Origin of the sequence: Lysinibacillus sp. FSL M8-0134 (assembly GCF_038069745.1) — a bacterium.
Taxonomy (GTDB): domain Bacteria; phylum Bacillota; class Bacilli; order Bacillales_A; family Planococcaceae; genus Lysinibacillus; species Lysinibacillus irui.
Genome location: NZ_JBBPAJ010000001.1, coordinates 1,568,453 through 1,586,315 on the forward strand (window position 1 = coordinate 1,568,453; position 17,863 = coordinate 1,586,315).

Consider the following 17,863-nt stretch of genomic DNA (forward strand, 5'->3'; position numbering starts at 1 on the left):
AATGAAGAATAGCAGAGAATATTTTATTACTAAATAAAGTAATTTTTACTATTTTAGGGTTTGATGGTATTATATAGAGTATTTCAGAGGGGGGAATGAATTGGGCTTAAATAGTATGTATTATTGCATTGCTATGCTACTTATAGCCATCACGATTTCAATGATGATAATAGCAATTCGTAAAGGTGTCAGTAAGCTAAGTGTAATAATGTTTGGCTTGATTATGGTTCTGCTGCTTAGTAATAGTGCGGTATATGTGCATAAGCAGTTGGCTAACCCTATGATTGTTCCGCTTGTTTACGATTTTTATAGTGATAATGACACGCATGATTTTGCAATACATTATATAACAAATAAAAGCGATTATCGTAAAGTTGAATATTTACAGGCTGGCGATGTTACATTATGGACAACGAGTACTGGAGACCAGAGAAAGGGTGGCTACTTTTATTATTCTAGTGATGTGGTGAATGAAACTGCCCATCAATTTATGCGTGCCGCTTATTTTAGTGCCAATACAACGGAAATCCAAAAGCTACTTCAAACGAAGAAGGTATACTTAGTCCTAAACGATGGTGAAAAATTAGCTACTTCCTTATCTTTAAAATGGGATGATTCTAATCAAAGAACGGTTCGTTCAATTCGTGTATCTGGTAGTAGCAATGGGGAACATTCGGCATCATTTGAATCTCCGCAGGATACGCAAATTGATGCAGTCAATATACCTGCATGCCTAAAGAGGCATACTAAATTGCTAGAATTGAGAGTGAATGAAGTGGCCTATACAGATAAGGATTTCCCTATTTCCGTGAAGAAAGGGCAAATTGTCTATGTTTCCTTTCAAACCGATGATTCTGGATTAGATATTCATGCCAAAGTAAGTGTAAGTGGATCGGATGCGATATGGCCAGTATGGATCGATAAAAAAGCTGTATTAGATATTCAAAAAATAAAAGAGGAGCGCCAGCGTTATGATTGCGATGGATGAAAAGTACCGACATTTAGAGTTCTTAAAATGGCTTTCGATTGCCCTTTGCTTGAAACTGGTGCTATTGAATATCGTTCCCTTTGCTTTTTACATTCAACAATTTTTGTTTTATAGTGCGTTATTTAAAAGTTTATCTTATTTTAAAGGAAAAACATTGGCGAAAAATTTGATCTTCTTCGATATCGGATTACTCTTTGTTAATCTCTTGCCAATAAATATCGTTTTAAGTACCTGGCAGTTAGTGATAACAGTAATCGTTGAATTATTTATTATTTTAGAGTTTGGTAAGATAGTAGCGGAAATTGAACGACAATATAAAGCACTTCAAACTACATCTCGTATTTTGACGATGTATCAGTGGCTTGTTTTAGGGGTAGCTGCAGGATGGACTTTTATCATGAATGTGGATTACTTCTCCATGATTATATTTGTAAGTATTGGTGCGATCTTGTTATTTATTGCCAATGTACGTTTACTGTTTCATCTTCAACGAATCAGAAAATCCATTAAATTTACCATGAAATCTAGAATTCCCTTAAAATGACTCACCATTCATTTTATGCTACACTCTTGAAAAGGGGGAAAATGGATGTTTACACGTGAGACGAGCATTGAGATTCATCACAATGGTCATGTGCAAAGTGCGCAGGGGAAAGTAGCTATACAAGGGTTCGGGATGAGTGTTTACAGTTTTTTTGTGGATGGATTACTCATTGATACAGGCTCTAATTCATTGGCACAGGAGTTTCAATCTTTTTTTAGTCTTCTATCAATCGAGCAAATCGCATTGACACATTCTCATGAAGATCATGCGGGAAATGTTGCTTGGCTTCAGCAGCAAAAAGATGTACCAATCTATCTTCACCGTGATTCTCTTACTCGTTGTGAAACAGTGGGAGATTATCCTATGTATCGTCAAGCATTATGGGGGGAGCGTCCAGCATTTGTTGCTCAGCCGCTTGGTGCTACATTGCAAACAAAGACAACAGTTTGGGATGTCATTGAAACACCTGGTCACACAACGGATCATGTAGCCTTTTATAATCGTGAAACGGGTGCAATGTTTACGGGTGATTTATATGTTCAAAGCAAAACAAAGGTTGTACTTGACGAGGAAAATATTGTACATACCTTAGCGTCCTTAAAAAAATTATTAAACTATGATTTTAAAGAGGTATTTTGCTGTCATGCAGGGTATCTGCCGAATGGTCGAGAAAAAATAATGGAGAAAATTGCGTATATTGAACAACTAGAAGATAAAGTACGACAACTTTATAAGCAAGGATATTCCGTAGAAGACATGACGAGAAGTATCTTCCCACGAGATTATCCAATTACCAAAGTATCTGGTGAGCAATGGTCGTCCAAGCATATAATCACAGCTTTTATCAATCAATTCATGCATGAGTCCTTACTATAGGGGCTCTTTTTTTGTTGCTTTATATAAAAGAATTGAAGTTATAATAAATAACATTGTGAAAAAATGTGAATAAATTGTGACAAAACCAATTGTAATGATGGATACGCTTACATAAGTTTGTGAAAAATTTCTCTTTTACACAAGAAAAATACTATGTGAAAAGTTGAACAGGCAAAAAGGCTACAGTTGTACATTCTTCAGCGATTACTCTCTAGCTATTATTATTTAAAAATAATTGATTGTGAAATGTGTAATTTGACATAAAAATGTATTCTAAGTAGATAAAACAGCATTTATTAAAGATGAAATTAAATTGACAGAAAATTCGTTGACTATATTTTCACAAAGTATTATGATACTGAAATACAATAAAAACAAAGGGAAAAGGATGGGATGGAATGGACGTAATGAAAAAGGCATTAGAAATGCATGCACATTATAGTGGGAAATTAGAGGTGACTTCAAAGGTTCCAGTACAAGATTCGTATGATCTGAGTTTGGCCTATTCACCTGGGGTGGCAGCGCCTTGTGTGGAAATTGAGAAAAATCCATCACTCGTGTATGACTATACAATGAAAGGGAATATGGTGGCAGTCGTGTCGGACGGTACGGCAGTTTTAGGGTTGGGGGATATCGGACCAAAAGCGGCATTACCAGTTATGGAAGGGAAGGCGATTTTACTAAAGCGTTTTGCCAATGTTGATGCTTTTCCAATATGTTTAGATACGAAGAATACGGATGAAATCGTCAGCATTGTGAAGGCGCTTGCTCCGACATTTGGTGCCGTGAACTTAGAGGATATCTCGGCTCCAAGATGCTTTGAAATTGAAGATCGCCTACGTCAGGAATGCGATATTCCCGTATTTCATGATGATCAGCATGGAACAGCAATCGTGGTAGGCGCAGCGATGATAAATGCGAATCGCATTGTGCAAAAGGATGTAGAAACGATGAAGGTTGTTATTAATGGAGCGGGTGCAGCAGGAATTGCTATTTTACGTATCCTTGTGCAAATGGGCTATAAAAATATTTATATGTGTGACACAAAAGGTATTATTTATGAGGGACGTACGGAAGGCATGAATCCGATAAAAGAAGCGGTTGCACATTTAACGAATCCAGATAAGCTTCATGGTACATTGGATGATGCGCTAATTGGTGCGGATGTCTTTATTGGTGTCTCTGTTGCGAATCTATTAACAGAGGCACATATTGCGTCCATGAATGCAAATCCAGTTGTTTTTGCCTTAGCTAATCCAAATCCTGAAATTACCTATGAAAATGCCAAAGCATGGGGTGTACGTGTTATGGGGACGGGACGTTCGGATTATCCGAATCAAATTAACAATGTGCTTGCATTCCCAGGTATATTCCGTGGTGCCTTAGATGTGCGAGCAACGGATATTAATGAAGCCATGAAGCTTGCGGCTGTGGAAGCAATCGCATCTCTTGTCAGTGACGAGGAGTTAACAGAGGAATACATTGTACCAAAGTCACTAGATGAACGTGTTGTGGCAATCGTCTCGAGGGCTGTGAGCGGTGCAGCTGTAGAATCTGGCGTTTCGGAGCTATTCCAACAAAGTGCAGCATTATCTGTTTAATAAAATAGAATAGGGAAATAGAGCAGATAGGGAAAAGTGAAGTGCTTTTCTCTATCTGTTTTTTATCAAATATGCTCGAAATTTGTTGTTATTTGGTGTTTTATGTAATAAAATGATTAAGTAAAATGGAATGTTTTACATAGTTGATTGAAGAAGAAGAAATACTTATTGATGACAGATTTAGATTGAAAAATAAGTCTTAAGTCCATTTAAAATTGAAAGAAGTGATGAGGGAAAATGAAATCAATCGTACAATTTCGATCTATTAAAACGAAGCTAATCGCTTTTTCATTGCTACTTTTAATGATTCCGTTACTTATCTTAGGTTTTATAAGCTATCAGCAAAGTAAATCAAACCTAGAGACGGTAGGGAAAGAAAATCTAAAAAATAGTGTGGAAATGACGATAGCCATGATTGAGCAATTCAATCAAGAGGTAGAAGAAGGCAATTTATCATTAGAGGAAGCTCAGGAAAAAGTAAAGATTGCTATTTTAGGAGAAAAGGATAGTGAAGGAAAGCGACCGATTAATAAGGACATTAAACTTGGCGACAATGGTTATATTTTTGTCGTTGACCAAAAAGGGATGTCTGTTGCCCATCCAAATATAGAGGGTACGAATGTCTGGGATGAAGAGGATGATAATGGCGTTAAGTACATACAAGGAATCATTGCCAAAGGGAATGAAGGTGGTGGATTTGTTTCTTATTCGTGGCCATTACCTAATTCAGGTCAGTTAGAGGACAAAGGGGTTTATGCGGAAACGGATCCATATTGGGGTTGGGTCATTGGTGCGAGCACTTATTTAATGGACTTCAATAAACCAGCACAAAGTATTCTTAAAATAACACTTATAGTAATTGGCTTGGCCATTATTGTTGGGATATTGATCATTTGGCAATATGCGAGTAGTATGACGAAGCCTATAAACCAAGCGGCTCAAGCGATGGAGCGTTTTGCAGAGGGAGATTTATCTCAAGAAAGTATGGCTATACGTTCAAAAGATGAAATTGGTAAACTGGCAAGCGCCATGAATCAAATGCAAATAAGGTTGAAAGATATGATTCATAATATTGCTCAAGCATCTGACTTAATTAACACTTCTAGTAAAGAGCTAACGCATTCAGCAAATGAAGTTAATATGGGAGCGGAGCAAGTCGCGATTACGATGCATGAATTAGCATCAGGTGCTGAGGGACAAGCCCACCATTCTAGTGAATTAACTTCATTAATGGAGCGCTTTACAGCAGATTTACAGGAAACGAATCAGCATGGTGCACATATTCATCAATCTTCAGTAGAAGTTTTAGCATTAACGAATGAAGGAAGTCAGCTTATGACATCCTCTAATTCTCAAATGGAAAAGATTGATAGCATCGTGCAAAATGCCGTTGAGAAAGTGAAAAAATTAGATGCTCAAGCACAGGAAATTTCTAAATTGGTCGTGGTCATTAAGGATATCGCAGATCAAACGAACCTGTTAGCTTTAAATGCTGCGATTGAAGCGGCAAGAGCAGGAGAGCATGGCAAAGGATTTGCTGTTGTTGCAGATGAAGTACGTAAGCTTGCAGAACAAGTAGCCTTTTCAGTAAACGATATTACATCCATCGTCACGAATATTCAGCAAGATTTTGATGTGGTCACGAACTCTTTAGAGGATGGTTACCAAGAAGTAAAAGAAGGAACGAATCAAATAAAAGCTACTACTGAAACATTTAACACGATTAGCCACTCCATTAATGATGTAGTGGAGAGTGTCCAATTAATTTCAACGAATTTATCGAAAGTTACAGAAGATGGTCATAAAATGAACAACTCTATTCAAGAAATTGCTGCGGTAGCAGAGGAATCTGCTGCAGGTGTCGAGCAAACAACAGCTACGACAGAAGAGACAAGTAGCTCAATGGAGGATATGGCTGGAAAGTCTGCTCAACTATCGGAATTAGCATTACAATTGAAAGCACTCATTGCTCAATTCAAACTATAAAAAAAATCTCCCACTCTCTGAAATGAGAGGGGAGATTTTTTTACATCATGCCAACACCAATAATACCGATGAGGATGATAAAGAAAAGAACAAAGAACACGATGAATAAAATAACAGCTGGAATAAAGATAGTGAAGAAGGCCATCCAGTTAGAAATTTCATGTGCTTCTGCAACGGCGCCAACAGAAATAACAAAAGACCATACACTAACAACAATAGTTGCTAAAACAGTTGGCCAAAAGATCCATGGCACATCTCCGATAAAGTTCGGATCTAATAATGAATCTGGTGATGTAACTAACCAAATAATATAAAGCGGAATGAGGACAATATAAGGTACTGCTGTTAAACTTAATCCTTTAAATAAGTCAGAGTAAGTACCGGTACCTTTAAATAACTTACCAAATAACCAAGTGACCAATGCAGAAATAGCTGTCCCGATAATACCAGCGATTGGAGCGAAAATGATACATAATAATGCTAAAATCCATGGTGATAAATCGGGAAATAACTCCGAATCAATTAGTCCAGACATAAGAGAGCCGATATAGCCAATAGACAAAATCAAAATTGCAAAGCCAATAGATTTTTCATTAATCATATAACGAGTCGTTTGCTTTGGATGTAGCCAAGCTGATAAAAATGGATTTAGTCTTGGCCTTTCTTCTTGCGATGTCTCATTATAGTTTTCCATCAAACTACCTCCAAAATAATAGTATAATTGCTTATTCCATATGTTAATATACGAGTGAAGTGAAGAAAAGTTTCGTAGAAAATTAAAATAACGCCCTAAATAAAAAAGAGTCGTAATGATCGACTCTTTTTTGCAATGGATTTTTATTCAGCTAACATCAATTTTTCTAGCTCAAGCGGTTCGATGTATTGCTCACCTTTGTAAGCACGCATATTACCACCAGAGATTTCATCGATTAATAAAATCTCATTTGTATTTGCATCGCGGCCAAACTCTAGTTTAATGTCATAAAGTGTTAAACCTTTTTTAGCAAGCTCGGCTGCAACAAATTTAGAAATTTCAATTGTACGTTGTTTTAAAATAGCATATTCTTCGTGAGTTAACAGGTTTAACATAGCTAAAGCATCTTCTGAAATAGGAGGATCTAGTCGATCATCATCTTTAATGGTTACTTCTACGAAGGAGTCTAAATCTTGTCCTTCTTTAACATAGGCACCGTAGCGACGTAGGAATGAACCAACAGCTTTGAAGCGGCAAATAACTTCCAAACCGTTCCCGAAAACTGTTGCAGGTTTTACTGTCATCGTTGCATCTTCAAAGTTTGCGTCTACATAATGCGTAGGAACACCTTGTTCATTTAATTTGGAATAGAAATAGGAAGTTAGGCGTAAACCTGCTAAACCAGCGCCATCAATCGTTAATCCAACAGTATTAGCACCTGGGTCAAAAACACCGTTTTCTCCTGTCACATCGTCTTTAAATTTTAATAAATAATGACCATCTTCTAGTTTGAACACATTTTTTGTTTTCCCTGTATACAATAATTCCACAAAAATACCCTCCAATATTTCATAGTACTCTAAAATTATAACACGAATGTTTTAAATATTTAATAATAAAAATGTTCGTTTTAAATGTTTACTTACATGTTTTGTAACAGAATACCTAATAAAAAATAAGGTGATAACGAATATTCGTTATCACCTTATATGAAATTAAGAATATTTTGAATTTGGATTATAGGAAACTATGACAAAGAAATACTATTAATAAACACCTTCCATAAGCATTCCATCAGCTACTTTGATAAAGCCCGCGATGTTTGCGCCCATTACTAAATTACCTGGGAAGCCATATTTTTCAGCTGCTGCTTTGCTGTCCATATAAATATTTTTCATAATTTGATGAAGTTTCGCATCTACTTCTTCAAATGACCAAAATACGCGGCTTGAATCTTGTGCCATTTCAAGAGCAGATACAGCAACACCGCCAGCATTCGCTGCTTTAGCAGGACCGAATAATACACCTGCATTTAGGAATTCATTGATTGCTTCCAGGTCTGATGGCATATTGGCACCTTCACCGATAGCTTTCACACCATTTGAAATTAATGTACGAGCCGATTCACCATTAATTTCGTTTTGAGTAGCACATGGTAGGGCAATATCACAAGGAATTGTCCAGATACCTGTACAACCTTCTGTAAAAGTAGCATTTGGTCGGTAATTAACGTAAGTTGAAATACGGTCACCTTTTACTTCTTTAATTTCTTTAATAGCTGCTAAATCTAAGCCTTCTGGGTCATAAATATAGCCTGAAGAGTCAGAGCAAGCAACCACTTTTGCACCATATTGTTGAGCTTTTTCAATGGCATAAGTAGAAACGTTACCAGAACCAGAAACAACTACTGTTTTTCCTTCGAATGAATCATTTGCATCTTTTAACATTTCGTTGACAAAATAAACTGTACCGTAGCCAGTTGCCTCTTTACGTGCTAAAGAGCCACCATAACCAGGAGTCTTACCAGTTAGTACACCTGATTCATTTGCCTTTGTTAAACGTTTGTATTGGCCCCATAAATAGCCAACTTCACGAGCACCTACACCAATATCACCAGCAGGAACATCGACATCTGGACCAATATGACGGTATAATTCAGTCATGAATGCTTGGCAGAATCGCATGATTTCTGAGTCTGACTTACCTTTCGGATCGAAGTTCGAACCACCTTTACCACCACCGATTGGTTGCCCAGTCAACGCATTTTTAAAGATTTGCTCAAAGCCTAGGAACTTAATGATGGATTCGTTCACGGAAGGGTGGAAGCGAAGGCCGCCTTTATAAGGCCCCATCACATTGCTGTATTGAACACGATAACCGCGATTTACTTGCACTTGATTGTTATCATCTTGCCAAGCTACACGGAAGGAAATAATACGATCAGGCTCAACGATTCGAGATAAAATATTGGCCTGAATATATTCAGGATGTTGTGCGAATACAGGCACTAATGAGATGAAAATTTCTTCAGCCGCTTGTAAAAATTCCGCTTGATGACAGTTCTGTTGTTTTAGCTGCTCAAATACGCCATCAACGTATTCTTTTGCTAATTGTTCATTGCTAACAGTTGTAATTGTCATAATTAAAACCCCCATTTAGTTGATAGGTGTATCGTATATCTATTTTTCAAACTATTCAATAAAATACTTTGTAAGTTTGTGAAGAAATGAGCAAGAGAGGTCTGAAAAACATTATATTAAAATAATTATTTACTAAGTAATTAATCTAATTTCGAGAAAGGAATGATGCTTTATTGTGAAGGTTCTAATAGACGCTGATGCCTGTCCAGTAGTGGATTTGGCGCTATCTATATCATCTGAATATGAGATAGAAACTATCTTATTTTGCGATACATCTCACCGTGTTGAACGTGATAATGTAATAACAATTACTGTTCCAAAAGGTCCGGATTCGGTTGATTTTACGCTTGTGAACGCGCTTTCAAAACATGATATTGTCATTACACAGGATTACGGGTTAGCAGCAATGGTTTTAGCAAGAGGTGGATATCCGATCGATCAAAATGGACGAGAAATGTCTGATGAAAATATCGAACGTTTGCTCGATATGCGTCATGTTGGTCAAAAAATTAGGAGGGCAGGAGGGCGAACAAAGGGACCTAAAAAAAGAACACAAGAAAACAATATTTCGTTTGAAAGGAAATTTCGACAAATTTGTGAACGAGCAATTTTAGCTCATAAAATGGAGGAATCTACAGGTGAAAAATGAACGTAATCACGAACTATTGGAGCAATATCCACAGCTGAAGGAACTAGCAAAGAAGGATACTGTTTTCTGGGAAAATACAAATCGGATGAAAAAACCAAAGACAATGCACTTTACTATGTCTGAAGTAGAGGATGCGGAAGAAACATTGCAGCGTTTTTCATCATATTTAAAAGTAGTCTTTCCTGAGCTTGTAAAAAGTGATGGTCTGATTGAATCCACTATTGAGGAAATGGCAGAGATGAAAAATGCCCTTGAACAACGGTATGAAGTCTCAATACCTGGCCAATTACTGTTAAAATGTGATCATAATTTACCGATTTCTGGATCAATCAAAGCACGTGGAGGAATTTATGAAGTATTAAAACACGCAGAAAGGCTTGCTTTGGCAAGTGGAAAGCTTAAAGTAGAGGATGATTATGCAGTCTTAGCTACAGAGGCATTTCAATCATTTTTCCGACACTATACAATTGCAGTAGGCTCTACAGGAAATTTAGGTTTAAGTATCGGCATTATGGGCAAGAAGCTCGGCTTTAATGTCGTAGTACATATGTCGAGCGACTCCAAGAAATGGAAAAAAGACTTGCTACGAGAAAAGGGAGCGACAGTGATTGAATATGAGGCTGATTACAGTGTGGCGGTAGAACAGGGCCGACAAGAAGCTATACAAGATCCAATGTGCCATTTCATTGATGATGAAAACTCAAAGGATTTATTCGCAGGCTATGCAGTAGCCGCAAAGCGTTTAATAGGTCAATTAGAAAAGGCTAATATAACAGTCAATTCAGCGCATCCTTTGTTTGTTTATTTACCATGTGGTGTAGGTGGAGGGCCAGGTGGGGTTGCCTATGGACTGCGAGAACTATTCGGCGAGCATGTGCATATTTTCTTTGCAGAACCCGTCGCATCTCCTTGTATGACGCTAGGCTTAATGACAGGTTTACATGATGAAATTAGTGTAGAGGATATTGGCTTAGACAATAAGACGGAAGCAGACGGTCTAGCAGTCGGCCGTGCCTCTAAATTCGTTGGAAAAGTAATGGACACGTATATTAGCGGATGTTATACGGTAAAAGATGAGGAATTATTTACTTCACTAGCATTAGCAATGGAGTCTGAGGAGCTATTTTTAGAGCCATCCGCACATGCAGGAATGTTTGGACCGATCCAGTTAATGAAAAACGGGCAAAAATATTTAGAAAAGCATCATTTAACCGACAAAATGGAGCAAGCTACTCATATTGTATGGGCGACAGGTGGAAGTATGGTGCCGAAGGAAATGCGTGAGGACTATTTAAAACAGACAACATTATAACCATTAACTATTTATAGACATTAAAAAGCCTAGAAATTTCTTTCTAGGCTTGATTCTCACTTACTTTAAATGCTCCATGACACACTGCCTCGCTTTCGCATTGTATCTTAAAAATAAGACAACCGTGCTTTAGCTACATTCAGTTTTGTTGGACCTTCAGAGTTTGCAATCCATCCCACTCATCGGGTTAACCCTCCTAGTCATTGGATTTGAAGTGAAATCTTTAATAGTATGGGTCAATACTTATTTTTTATACACATTTTTTTAACTTATGTGTAGAAACCTTTAATAATTATTGCTGTAGCTGTTTTCGCTGAGCACTTAAAAATACTTCATGAGCTGCTCGCACACCAGCACCTGGCTCAAAATCATAGGAAAAGTCTTGAAGTGCTGCTTCCATTAATGAAACTGCCTGTAATACATCGCTAGGGAAACAATAGCCCATATGACCAAATCTGAAAATTTTCCCTTGTAAATGACCAAGCCCTCCAGCGAAATCTAAATGATAATGCTGTTTTAAATGTGTTAAGAAATCATTGAGATCAATCCCTTTTGGAGCCATGATCGCTGTAATTGTCGGGGATGCATACTCATCGTCAGTTAAAAGGTCAATGTTCAGTGCTTTCATCGCATTACGGACCATGTTTTTCATTAATTCATGTCGGGCAACAGTTGTATCAAAGCCACCTTCCTGCTCGATTAGCTTACAAACCTCATGAAGTCCATAGATAAGTGTGATAGTAGGCGTATTTGGCGTCATCCCTTTTTCTGCCCAGCTCCGATAGCTCAATAAATTTAAATAATAGGATGGGGTTTTATTTTCTTCTATGATTTGCCAAGCTCTTTCACTTATGCTAACAAGAGAAAGCCCTGGTGGCAACATCATCGCCTTTTGAGAGCCTGTAACAAGAATATCGACTCCCCAAGCATCCATCTCAGCAGTAGCACCACCAATGCAACTTACACCATCGACGATACATAATGCAGCTGTTTCTTCACGAACGACCTGTGCTAATTCAGCGATCGGGTTTAAAATACCAGTGGAAGTTTCATTGTATGTGATAAAAACAGCCTTAATATCCTTTAATGGCTGTAAGAAATCCCGTAACTCATTAGCCGTGCAAGCTTGACCCCATTCTTTTTCAAGCTTATGTACGTTGAAGCCGTATTTTTCACAAATCGAAACAAAATAGTCACCAAAAGCTCCAACTGTAACAACGACCACATGTTCACCAGCTGAAACCGTATTCACCGCAGCTGCCTCTAGAGCAGCTGTGCCACCTGATGGGAGTAGTAAAATATCTTGCTTTGTCCCAAAAATAGGTTTTACTAATTCGACTGTTTCTCGATATAATTCCACAAATTCAGCGCTTCGATGACTAAAAATATCACGATTCATCGCAAGCTGAACCTTTTTTGGAATAGGTGTTGGCCCAGGATGTCTTAAAATATTTTCATACACAAATATCAGTCCCCTTTGAAAGAAATTCTAAATTTTCTAACTATAATCATAACATAATTATTATATCTGCTAGCTATATTTTTGAAAAATGATGGAAGAGATTGTCATTATGATACAATTTCCTAAAAGGAGTCAAAGCTATGGAGACAATGAGGCATTATCCATTTATCTACTTTTTGTACGAAGCAAATCAGGTCTTGGTTTATAAAATTCAAACATTAAATTATATCACGATAGATGATGTGGTGGAGAGAGGGAAATGGGAGGCATATGAACTTCAACCATTTGAATCATTTGCTGCTTTTCGACATGAACGAAGCAGTCCAAAGGAGGGATGGACTTTGATGGTAGAGCAAGATCATCTAAATCTTTTTGTAGACATCATTAATGATACCATTCAACAACAGAAAGTTTTGACAACAACGACAGCCCCAATGGTACATATTGTCTGTTCCGAATCCGTAGCAGGCTCACTACGAGTAGCACTTGCACCGCCGAAATATGTAATAGGGTTTCCAGATGATTTGTCTATAGGTCCTTTATGGAAGCTTGATGAAAAAAGAGGACAGGCATTTCGCCATGAATGGTTAATGGAAAATATAAATGATGGTATGGATGATTTTGTGAATTATCATCATTTCATGAATACGATAAGAGAAATACAGGATATTCCGCGTCATTTACCAATTTACATATGGTATGGAGACAATATAGAAGAACAATGTGGACTTAGATTTTTCCTTTATTTATTACGTGAAAAAACGAATGAAATCTATCTTATCAATACTGGGGAAGAGCGTGTTAGCAATCGGCATTGGAATGTAGAACAGTATGACAAAATAAGCTTGTCTGCTAATGCACATCTATTATTTCAGCAGCAATGGGAACGTTTAGCGAGGACAAAAGAGGTGTTACGCCTCTGGTTGCATCAACAAATTCAGGCGGTTCCAGTGAACGCCTATGATTCATTGATAATAACAAGGCTAGAACAACTTCATCAGCAGCAAGGAACCATCGATTATATTCAAACAGGGGCACTCATTTCAGAGCTTTTAACTAAAATGGAGGCTCCTCCAAATATCTTCTTTCTTGAATATAGAATTCGTTATTTAGTGTACAGTGGTGTATTTGAATTAAAAGGCATCCCTAAATCTATGCACCATTATCAAGTAAAAATGCGCCAAAAACCTCTTCAGCATTAAGGCATGAAGAGGTTTTTGAACGGTTTATTAGGCAACAAATGGTCTGTTCATACGCATTAAACCATAAATAGCAAAGAATAAGCCGCCTGTTATAATCATTAGAATTGTATAAAGCACGGCTTTCCCTGATTCTCCACACCAACGATAAAATAATCGGTAGGAGAAGTATAATGTAAAGCCTGCTGCACCTAAAGAAGCAAGTATGCCAATAATAGGTATAAACGAAACGATGATCAAGCCCGCATAAATGAGCGTATTTTTTAAAGCTGTGGCACGTACTGTTTCTCGGCTATCGCCACTAGCTGTCAGCAGGAAAAGACTGTATACATTAATAATAGGAATCCAAGCGATATAGGCTACATCTGCAAAACCATTTGTTTTAGACGTCATAAAATAAATTAGTGCACTAATAATATAGGCGATTAAACCTAAAGCAAGAGCTGCTAAAATAAATATAATAAATAAACCACCCATGGCTGCATCAAAATCATTGTAATAATACGAATCATTATAGTTCATCAGTAAAACCTCCTTTCATAAAAAAATACCTCCTAATAATAACAATCCTAAAGTGGTAAATCTACAACAATTTTTATAAGATACTTAGTGAAAATCGCACAAATGTACTAGGACATTCGCTTTTTCTAAAATGTTGATGATGATTTTTTGAGTAGTAAATGCAAAAATGCAAAAAATATCCTTTATGGAAAGAGTATGCTAGTTTTGGAGAATTATTTTTAGCGAATTGTGTTTTTCAATGTTTCCCCTATAGAAAACATTACTATCCTATGATGGAGGGGGTTCATAAAATGCAAAAAAAATCACCTTACGTTAAAGTGAGGTGATTTTTTCGACTGAATTAAATAAATTTAGCAATATGCTCTAGCTCGATACGAGAAGAATTGTAAGCAGGAGCGGAAGCCTTGCCAATGGCGATTAAAATAATAGGTACAATATGATCGGCTAATTCAAAGCGTTTTGCGAAGGCTTCTTTATTAAATCCACCCATCGGAACGGTATCATAACCCATATCTTTTGCTAATAGCATGATTTGCATGGAAATCAGACCTGCATCGAATGTCACGATATTTTTTAAAACTTCTTGTGGAAGCTGAGAATACAAGTTTATAGAGTTATTGATCATTAAATCCCTTGTTGCTTCATTGATATAGCCTAGATCAAAATTTTTTGTATAGATAGCCTCTGCATTCTCGTACATTTTTGTATCACCTAAAACGGCAATAATAGCGGAGGAAGTTTCAACCTGTTCTTGATTGTTGGCAATAGCACGTAGCTCTTTTTTTGTTGCCTCGTCTTGAATGACTAAAAAGCGCCAAGGCTGCATGTTACTAGAGGATGGAGCAGACGTTGCTTCTGTAAGCAATTGTTCTAATTGTTCTTGAGGAATTTTATAATTTTCATCGTATTTGCGAACAGATTTACGGTCATGCATAATTTTATTTAGATAACTTTTAGTCACTGTCATAATTCCTATCTCCTTCGTTTGTGTAATGCATTTTTTACTATACGATAAAGGGATTGATTTTCCAAGTGAATTGCTTGAATTTGAGAATCTTGAATTCAATAACTCTGTGATTTCTTCCCATTGCTATAATTAGCGCTAAAGTTTAAAGTCCTCGATCGTATGTTCGGAATATATGTTCCCTTTTACGAGATAATGTGTTACATTAATAAGGAAAAATAGAGAGAGAGAAGGAGTGGAAGTAATTTATGCAAGGGAATACCCATATTGTTGGGGGCATCACTGCAAGTCTTGCCTTTGCACAGTTTTCAAATGATAACCCACTTGTCTTAGTAGGTGCAGGTGTTATCGGAGCATTACTTCCAGATATATGTCATAGAGGTAGTAAAATTGGTCGAACTTTTCCTATCATAGCGAAACTTGTCAATACTGTGTTTGGGCATCGTTCCTTTACACATAGTTTACTTTTTCTATTGTTAGTGATGTTGGTATTACATACGTTGATTCCTTATAGAGCCATTTCTATTGGAGTTATTGTTGGGATGGCAAGTCATATTGTGCTTGATATGTGCACTAAGAAGGGAGTTAAACTATTTTTCCCCGCGTCTGTATCCATTCGTTTTCCACTGACGACGAAAACTGGTAGTAAGGTGGAGGGGATCGTGCTTATGTTATTGTCAATGCTGTCCATCTATTTGAGCTATGAATTGATTGCAAGATTTATTTATTCTATATAAATAAGGAGAGCCCCAGTATAAATTTACTGGGGCTTCATCATATTAGTCAGCTTGAACCTCTTCCACTGTTTGCTCTACCTCGGCACGTGTCATTTTTTCACGACCTTCTTGCATAGCCTTTAAAGTTTTATGAGCTAGGGCAAGTGGTAAACGACAGAACAATAGAATTGTACGTTTATTAATATCTTTCATATATAGATCTGCTTTAGCTAAATTTTCTTCAGCATAGGCAAATAAATCCTCACGTGTCCAACCTTCGGGAACAAAGCTAACCCCACGTTCATCTAAATCCTCATGTTGATTTCGTAAGATGTTGACGGCCTGAAGCCCTCGACCATAGCCAATCGCTAACTCACGATCCGTTTTAACGTCTGCACCCCACGCCCAAAGCTCAGACAACATCGTCCCTACAAGCCCTGCCACGTAGTATGTATAGTCATCTAAATCCTCACGTGTACGTACTTGCCAATTGGCCTTAGCCCATTTCGCCATACCAAAAGCCATTTCACTTGTAGAAGCTTGGACAATTTTGCGTGATTCTTCCGGGCAAAACGTTAGCCAATCTGCTAAACGCAGTGTTACTTCAGGCAGCTGATCAGCATATGGAGCTAATAATGCTTGATAAGCCTCTTCATTAAATGATTCTTTTAATAATTCACTCGTTGTTGTTAGTAAATCAAATTTCACATCATTTGAAAGCTCTTCATGATCTTCAATTTCATCAATGGCACGCATAGCTAAATAGGCAGCAGCTACTGATACTTTTAAATCATTTTTTAAAAAAGTAATCGGTATATAAAACGTGCGGCTTGTATCTTTTAAAACCTGCATCGCTTCTTTGTAAAGTCTTTTTTGATCTTTCACTCGTATTCCTCCGTTCAAATGGTTCCACATCTATAGTATATCGTATCGTAAAAATAGGGAAAGATAAAACAGATTGTTCATTTTTAAAGCGATATTCTTTGAAAACGTTTACTAAAAATGATATAGTTTAATAGTAAACTATTTAAATCTATACCTTTTATGTGGTCAGAAAGTATAGATTTATGTTAGTACAACATACATGTCAAAGAGAGGAAGTTGAAAGAAATGGGACGTTTAAATAATAAAATTGCTATGATTACTGGTGGAGCTTCTGGTATGGGCGCAGCGATGGCTAAATTGTTTGCACAAGAGGGCGCTACAGTAATTGCAGCTGATATTAATGAAGAAAACCTAGCAAAAATTTCTGAGGTAGACAATGTAGAGGGAATGAAATTAGATGTTTCTTCTGACGAAAACTGGGCAGAAGTAACAAAAGCGATTGTCGACAAATATGGTCGTATTGATATTTTAATTAACAATGCTGGTATTTCATCTGAAAAGGGACCCGATCAAATTACACAATCCGATTGGTCACTTATGCATAATATCAACGCTTTTGGTCCATTCCTCGGTATTAAACATGCTTCTAATTATATGAAGGAAGCGGGAAAAGGCTCCATTGTAAATACATCGTCTTACACAGCGATTATAGGCGCAGGATTCAATGCTTACACAGCTTCTAAAGGATCTTTACGTGCTATTGCTCGTGCAGCTGCGTCAGAACTAGGTGCGTTCAATGTTCGTGTCAATACTGTTTTCCCAGGCGTTATTGAGACACCAATGACGGCTAAATTATCAGAAGCAAAAGAAGCGATGGACATGCTAGTAAGAGCAACACCAATGGGTCGTTTAGGTCAACCTGAAGAAGTGGCGAATGCTATCTTATTTTTAGCATCAGATGAGGCTTCTTATATCACAGGTGCGGAGCTTGTTATTGATGGTGGTTATTCAGCTCGTTAATAAAACATGTATGATGAAAGTGGAAATGCCTGCTCAAGCAGTGCATTTTCACTTTTTTTGTTTTTCTAGTAGAATGATGATAAAG

General features: G+C 37.2%; 17 protein-coding genes. 10 read left to right on the top strand and 7 right to left on the bottom strand.

Features of this window, described 5'->3' with window-relative positions:
• Positions 1 to 100: 100 nt before the first annotated feature.
• The 5 genes from MKY49_RS07685 (at position 101) to MKY49_RS07705 (ending at position 5,995) form a co-directional block, all read left to right on the top strand.
• Positions 101 to 988: a hypothetical protein gene (locus MKY49_RS07685; protein ID WP_341385899.1), complete on the top strand. Its 888-nt coding sequence runs from the start codon at positions 101 to 103 to the stop codon at positions 986 to 988.
• Positions 972 to 1,532, top strand: a complete 561-nt coding sequence (locus MKY49_RS07690) for a hypothetical protein (protein ID WP_341385900.1) — start codon at positions 972 to 974, stop codon at positions 1,530 to 1,532. Before MKY49_RS07685 ends, MKY49_RS07690 begins: the two co-directional genes overlap by 17 nt.
• A 45-nt stretch (positions 1,533 to 1,577) precedes the next feature.
• Positions 1,578 to 2,408, top strand: a complete 831-nt coding sequence (locus tag MKY49_RS07695; RefSeq protein WP_341385902.1) for an MBL fold metallo-hydrolase — start codon at positions 1,578 to 1,580, stop codon at positions 2,406 to 2,408.
• A gap of 398 nt (positions 2,409 to 2,806) precedes the next feature.
• Positions 2,807 to 4,009 (top strand): NAD(P)-dependent malic enzyme, encoded by a 1,203-nt coding sequence (locus tag MKY49_RS07700; protein ID WP_274796520.1) that lies wholly within the window; start codon positions 2,807 to 2,809, stop codon positions 4,007 to 4,009.
• A 237-nt stretch (positions 4,010 to 4,246) separates the two neighbouring features.
• Complete coding sequence (locus tag MKY49_RS07705) at positions 4,247 to 5,995, top strand: methyl-accepting chemotaxis protein (RefSeq protein ID WP_312507122.1); 1,749 nt, start codon at positions 4,247 to 4,249, stop codon at positions 5,993 to 5,995.
• Positions 5,996 to 6,035: 40 nt separating this feature from the next.
• On the opposite strand, the gene MKY49_RS07710 is transcribed toward MKY49_RS07705, so the two are convergent.
• From MKY49_RS07710 to gdhA, 3 genes are all read right to left on the bottom strand, one after another.
• Complete coding sequence (locus tag MKY49_RS07710; RefSeq protein WP_274796522.1) at positions 6,036 to 6,689, bottom strand: Yip1 family protein; 654 nt, start codon at positions 6,687 to 6,689, stop codon at positions 6,036 to 6,038.
• Positions 6,690 to 6,832: 143 nt separating this feature from the next.
• The gene (locus MKY49_RS07715) at positions 6,833 to 7,519 is read right to left on the bottom strand and encodes a phosphoribosylaminoimidazolesuccinocarboxamide synthase (protein WP_274796523.1); all 687 of its coding nucleotides are present in this window, start codon (positions 7,517 to 7,519) and stop codon (positions 6,833 to 6,835) included.
• Positions 7,520 to 7,735: 216 nt separating this feature from the next.
• Positions 7,736 to 9,109 carry an NADP-specific glutamate dehydrogenase gene (gene gdhA / locus MKY49_RS07720; protein WP_274796524.1) on the bottom strand — a complete coding sequence of 458 codons (1,374 nt, stop codon included), beginning with the start codon at positions 9,107 to 9,109 and terminating at the stop codon, positions 7,736 to 7,738.
• 175 nt (positions 9,110 to 9,284) lie between these two features.
• On the opposite strand from gdhA, the gene MKY49_RS07725 reads away from it, so the two are divergent.
• Positions 9,285 to 9,758 carry a YaiI/YqxD family protein gene (locus MKY49_RS07725; protein ID WP_274796525.1) on the top strand — a complete coding sequence of 158 codons (474 nt, stop codon included), beginning with the start codon at positions 9,285 to 9,287 and terminating at the stop codon, positions 9,756 to 9,758.
• Complete coding sequence (locus tag MKY49_RS07730) at positions 9,748 to 11,070, top strand: D-serine ammonia-lyase (RefSeq protein WP_341385903.1); 1,323 nt, start codon at positions 9,748 to 9,750, stop codon at positions 11,068 to 11,070. The genes MKY49_RS07725 and MKY49_RS07730 overlap by 11 nt, the downstream gene beginning before the upstream one ends.
• Positions 11,071 to 11,362: 292 nt before the next feature.
• Here the strand turns inward: MKY49_RS07730 and MKY49_RS07735 are convergent, their stop codons facing one another.
• Entirely contained in the window at positions 11,363 to 12,532 is a 1,170-nt protein-coding gene (locus MKY49_RS07735) for a pyridoxal-phosphate-dependent aminotransferase family protein (protein WP_312507119.1), read from the bottom strand.
• A gap of 140 nt (positions 12,533 to 12,672) precedes the next feature.
• On the opposite strand from MKY49_RS07735, the gene MKY49_RS07740 reads away from it, so the two are divergent.
• Complete coding sequence (locus tag MKY49_RS07740; RefSeq protein ID WP_322606290.1) at positions 12,673 to 13,734, top strand: DUF1835 domain-containing protein; 1,062 nt, start codon at positions 12,673 to 12,675, stop codon at positions 13,732 to 13,734.
• Between the two features lie 27 nt (positions 13,735 to 13,761).
• Here the strand turns inward: MKY49_RS07740 and MKY49_RS07745 are convergent, their stop codons facing one another.
• Positions 13,762 to 14,253: a hypothetical protein gene (locus MKY49_RS07745; protein ID WP_322606289.1), complete on the bottom strand. Its 492-nt coding sequence runs from the start codon at positions 14,251 to 14,253 to the stop codon at positions 13,762 to 13,764.
• A gap of 340 nt (positions 14,254 to 14,593) precedes the next feature.
• Positions 14,594 to 15,220: a nitroreductase family protein gene (locus MKY49_RS07750; RefSeq protein ID WP_322606288.1), complete on the bottom strand. Its 627-nt coding sequence runs from the start codon at positions 15,218 to 15,220 to the stop codon at positions 14,594 to 14,596.
• Positions 15,221 to 15,465: 245 nt separating this feature from the next.
• Between MKY49_RS07750 and MKY49_RS07755 the strand changes: the two genes are divergently transcribed.
• The gene (locus MKY49_RS07755) at positions 15,466 to 15,954 is read left to right on the top strand and encodes a metal-dependent hydrolase (protein ID WP_322610495.1); all 489 of its coding nucleotides are present in this window, start codon (positions 15,466 to 15,468) and stop codon (positions 15,952 to 15,954) included.
• 42 nt (positions 15,955 to 15,996) lie between these two features.
• On the opposite strand, the gene MKY49_RS07760 is transcribed toward MKY49_RS07755, so the two are convergent.
• Positions 15,997 to 16,818 carry a squalene/phytoene synthase family protein gene (locus MKY49_RS07760; RefSeq protein WP_274796536.1) on the bottom strand — a complete coding sequence of 274 codons (822 nt, stop codon included), beginning with the start codon at positions 16,816 to 16,818 and terminating at the stop codon, positions 15,997 to 15,999.
• Positions 16,819 to 17,043: 225 nt separating this feature from the next.
• Here MKY49_RS07760 and MKY49_RS07765 point away from each other — a divergent pair, with 225 nt between their 5' ends.
• Positions 17,044 to 17,778 (top strand): SDR family NAD(P)-dependent oxidoreductase, encoded by a 735-nt coding sequence (locus tag MKY49_RS07765; protein WP_274796537.1) that lies wholly within the window; start codon positions 17,044 to 17,046, stop codon positions 17,776 to 17,778.
• Positions 17,779 to 17,863: the final 85 nt, after the last annotated feature.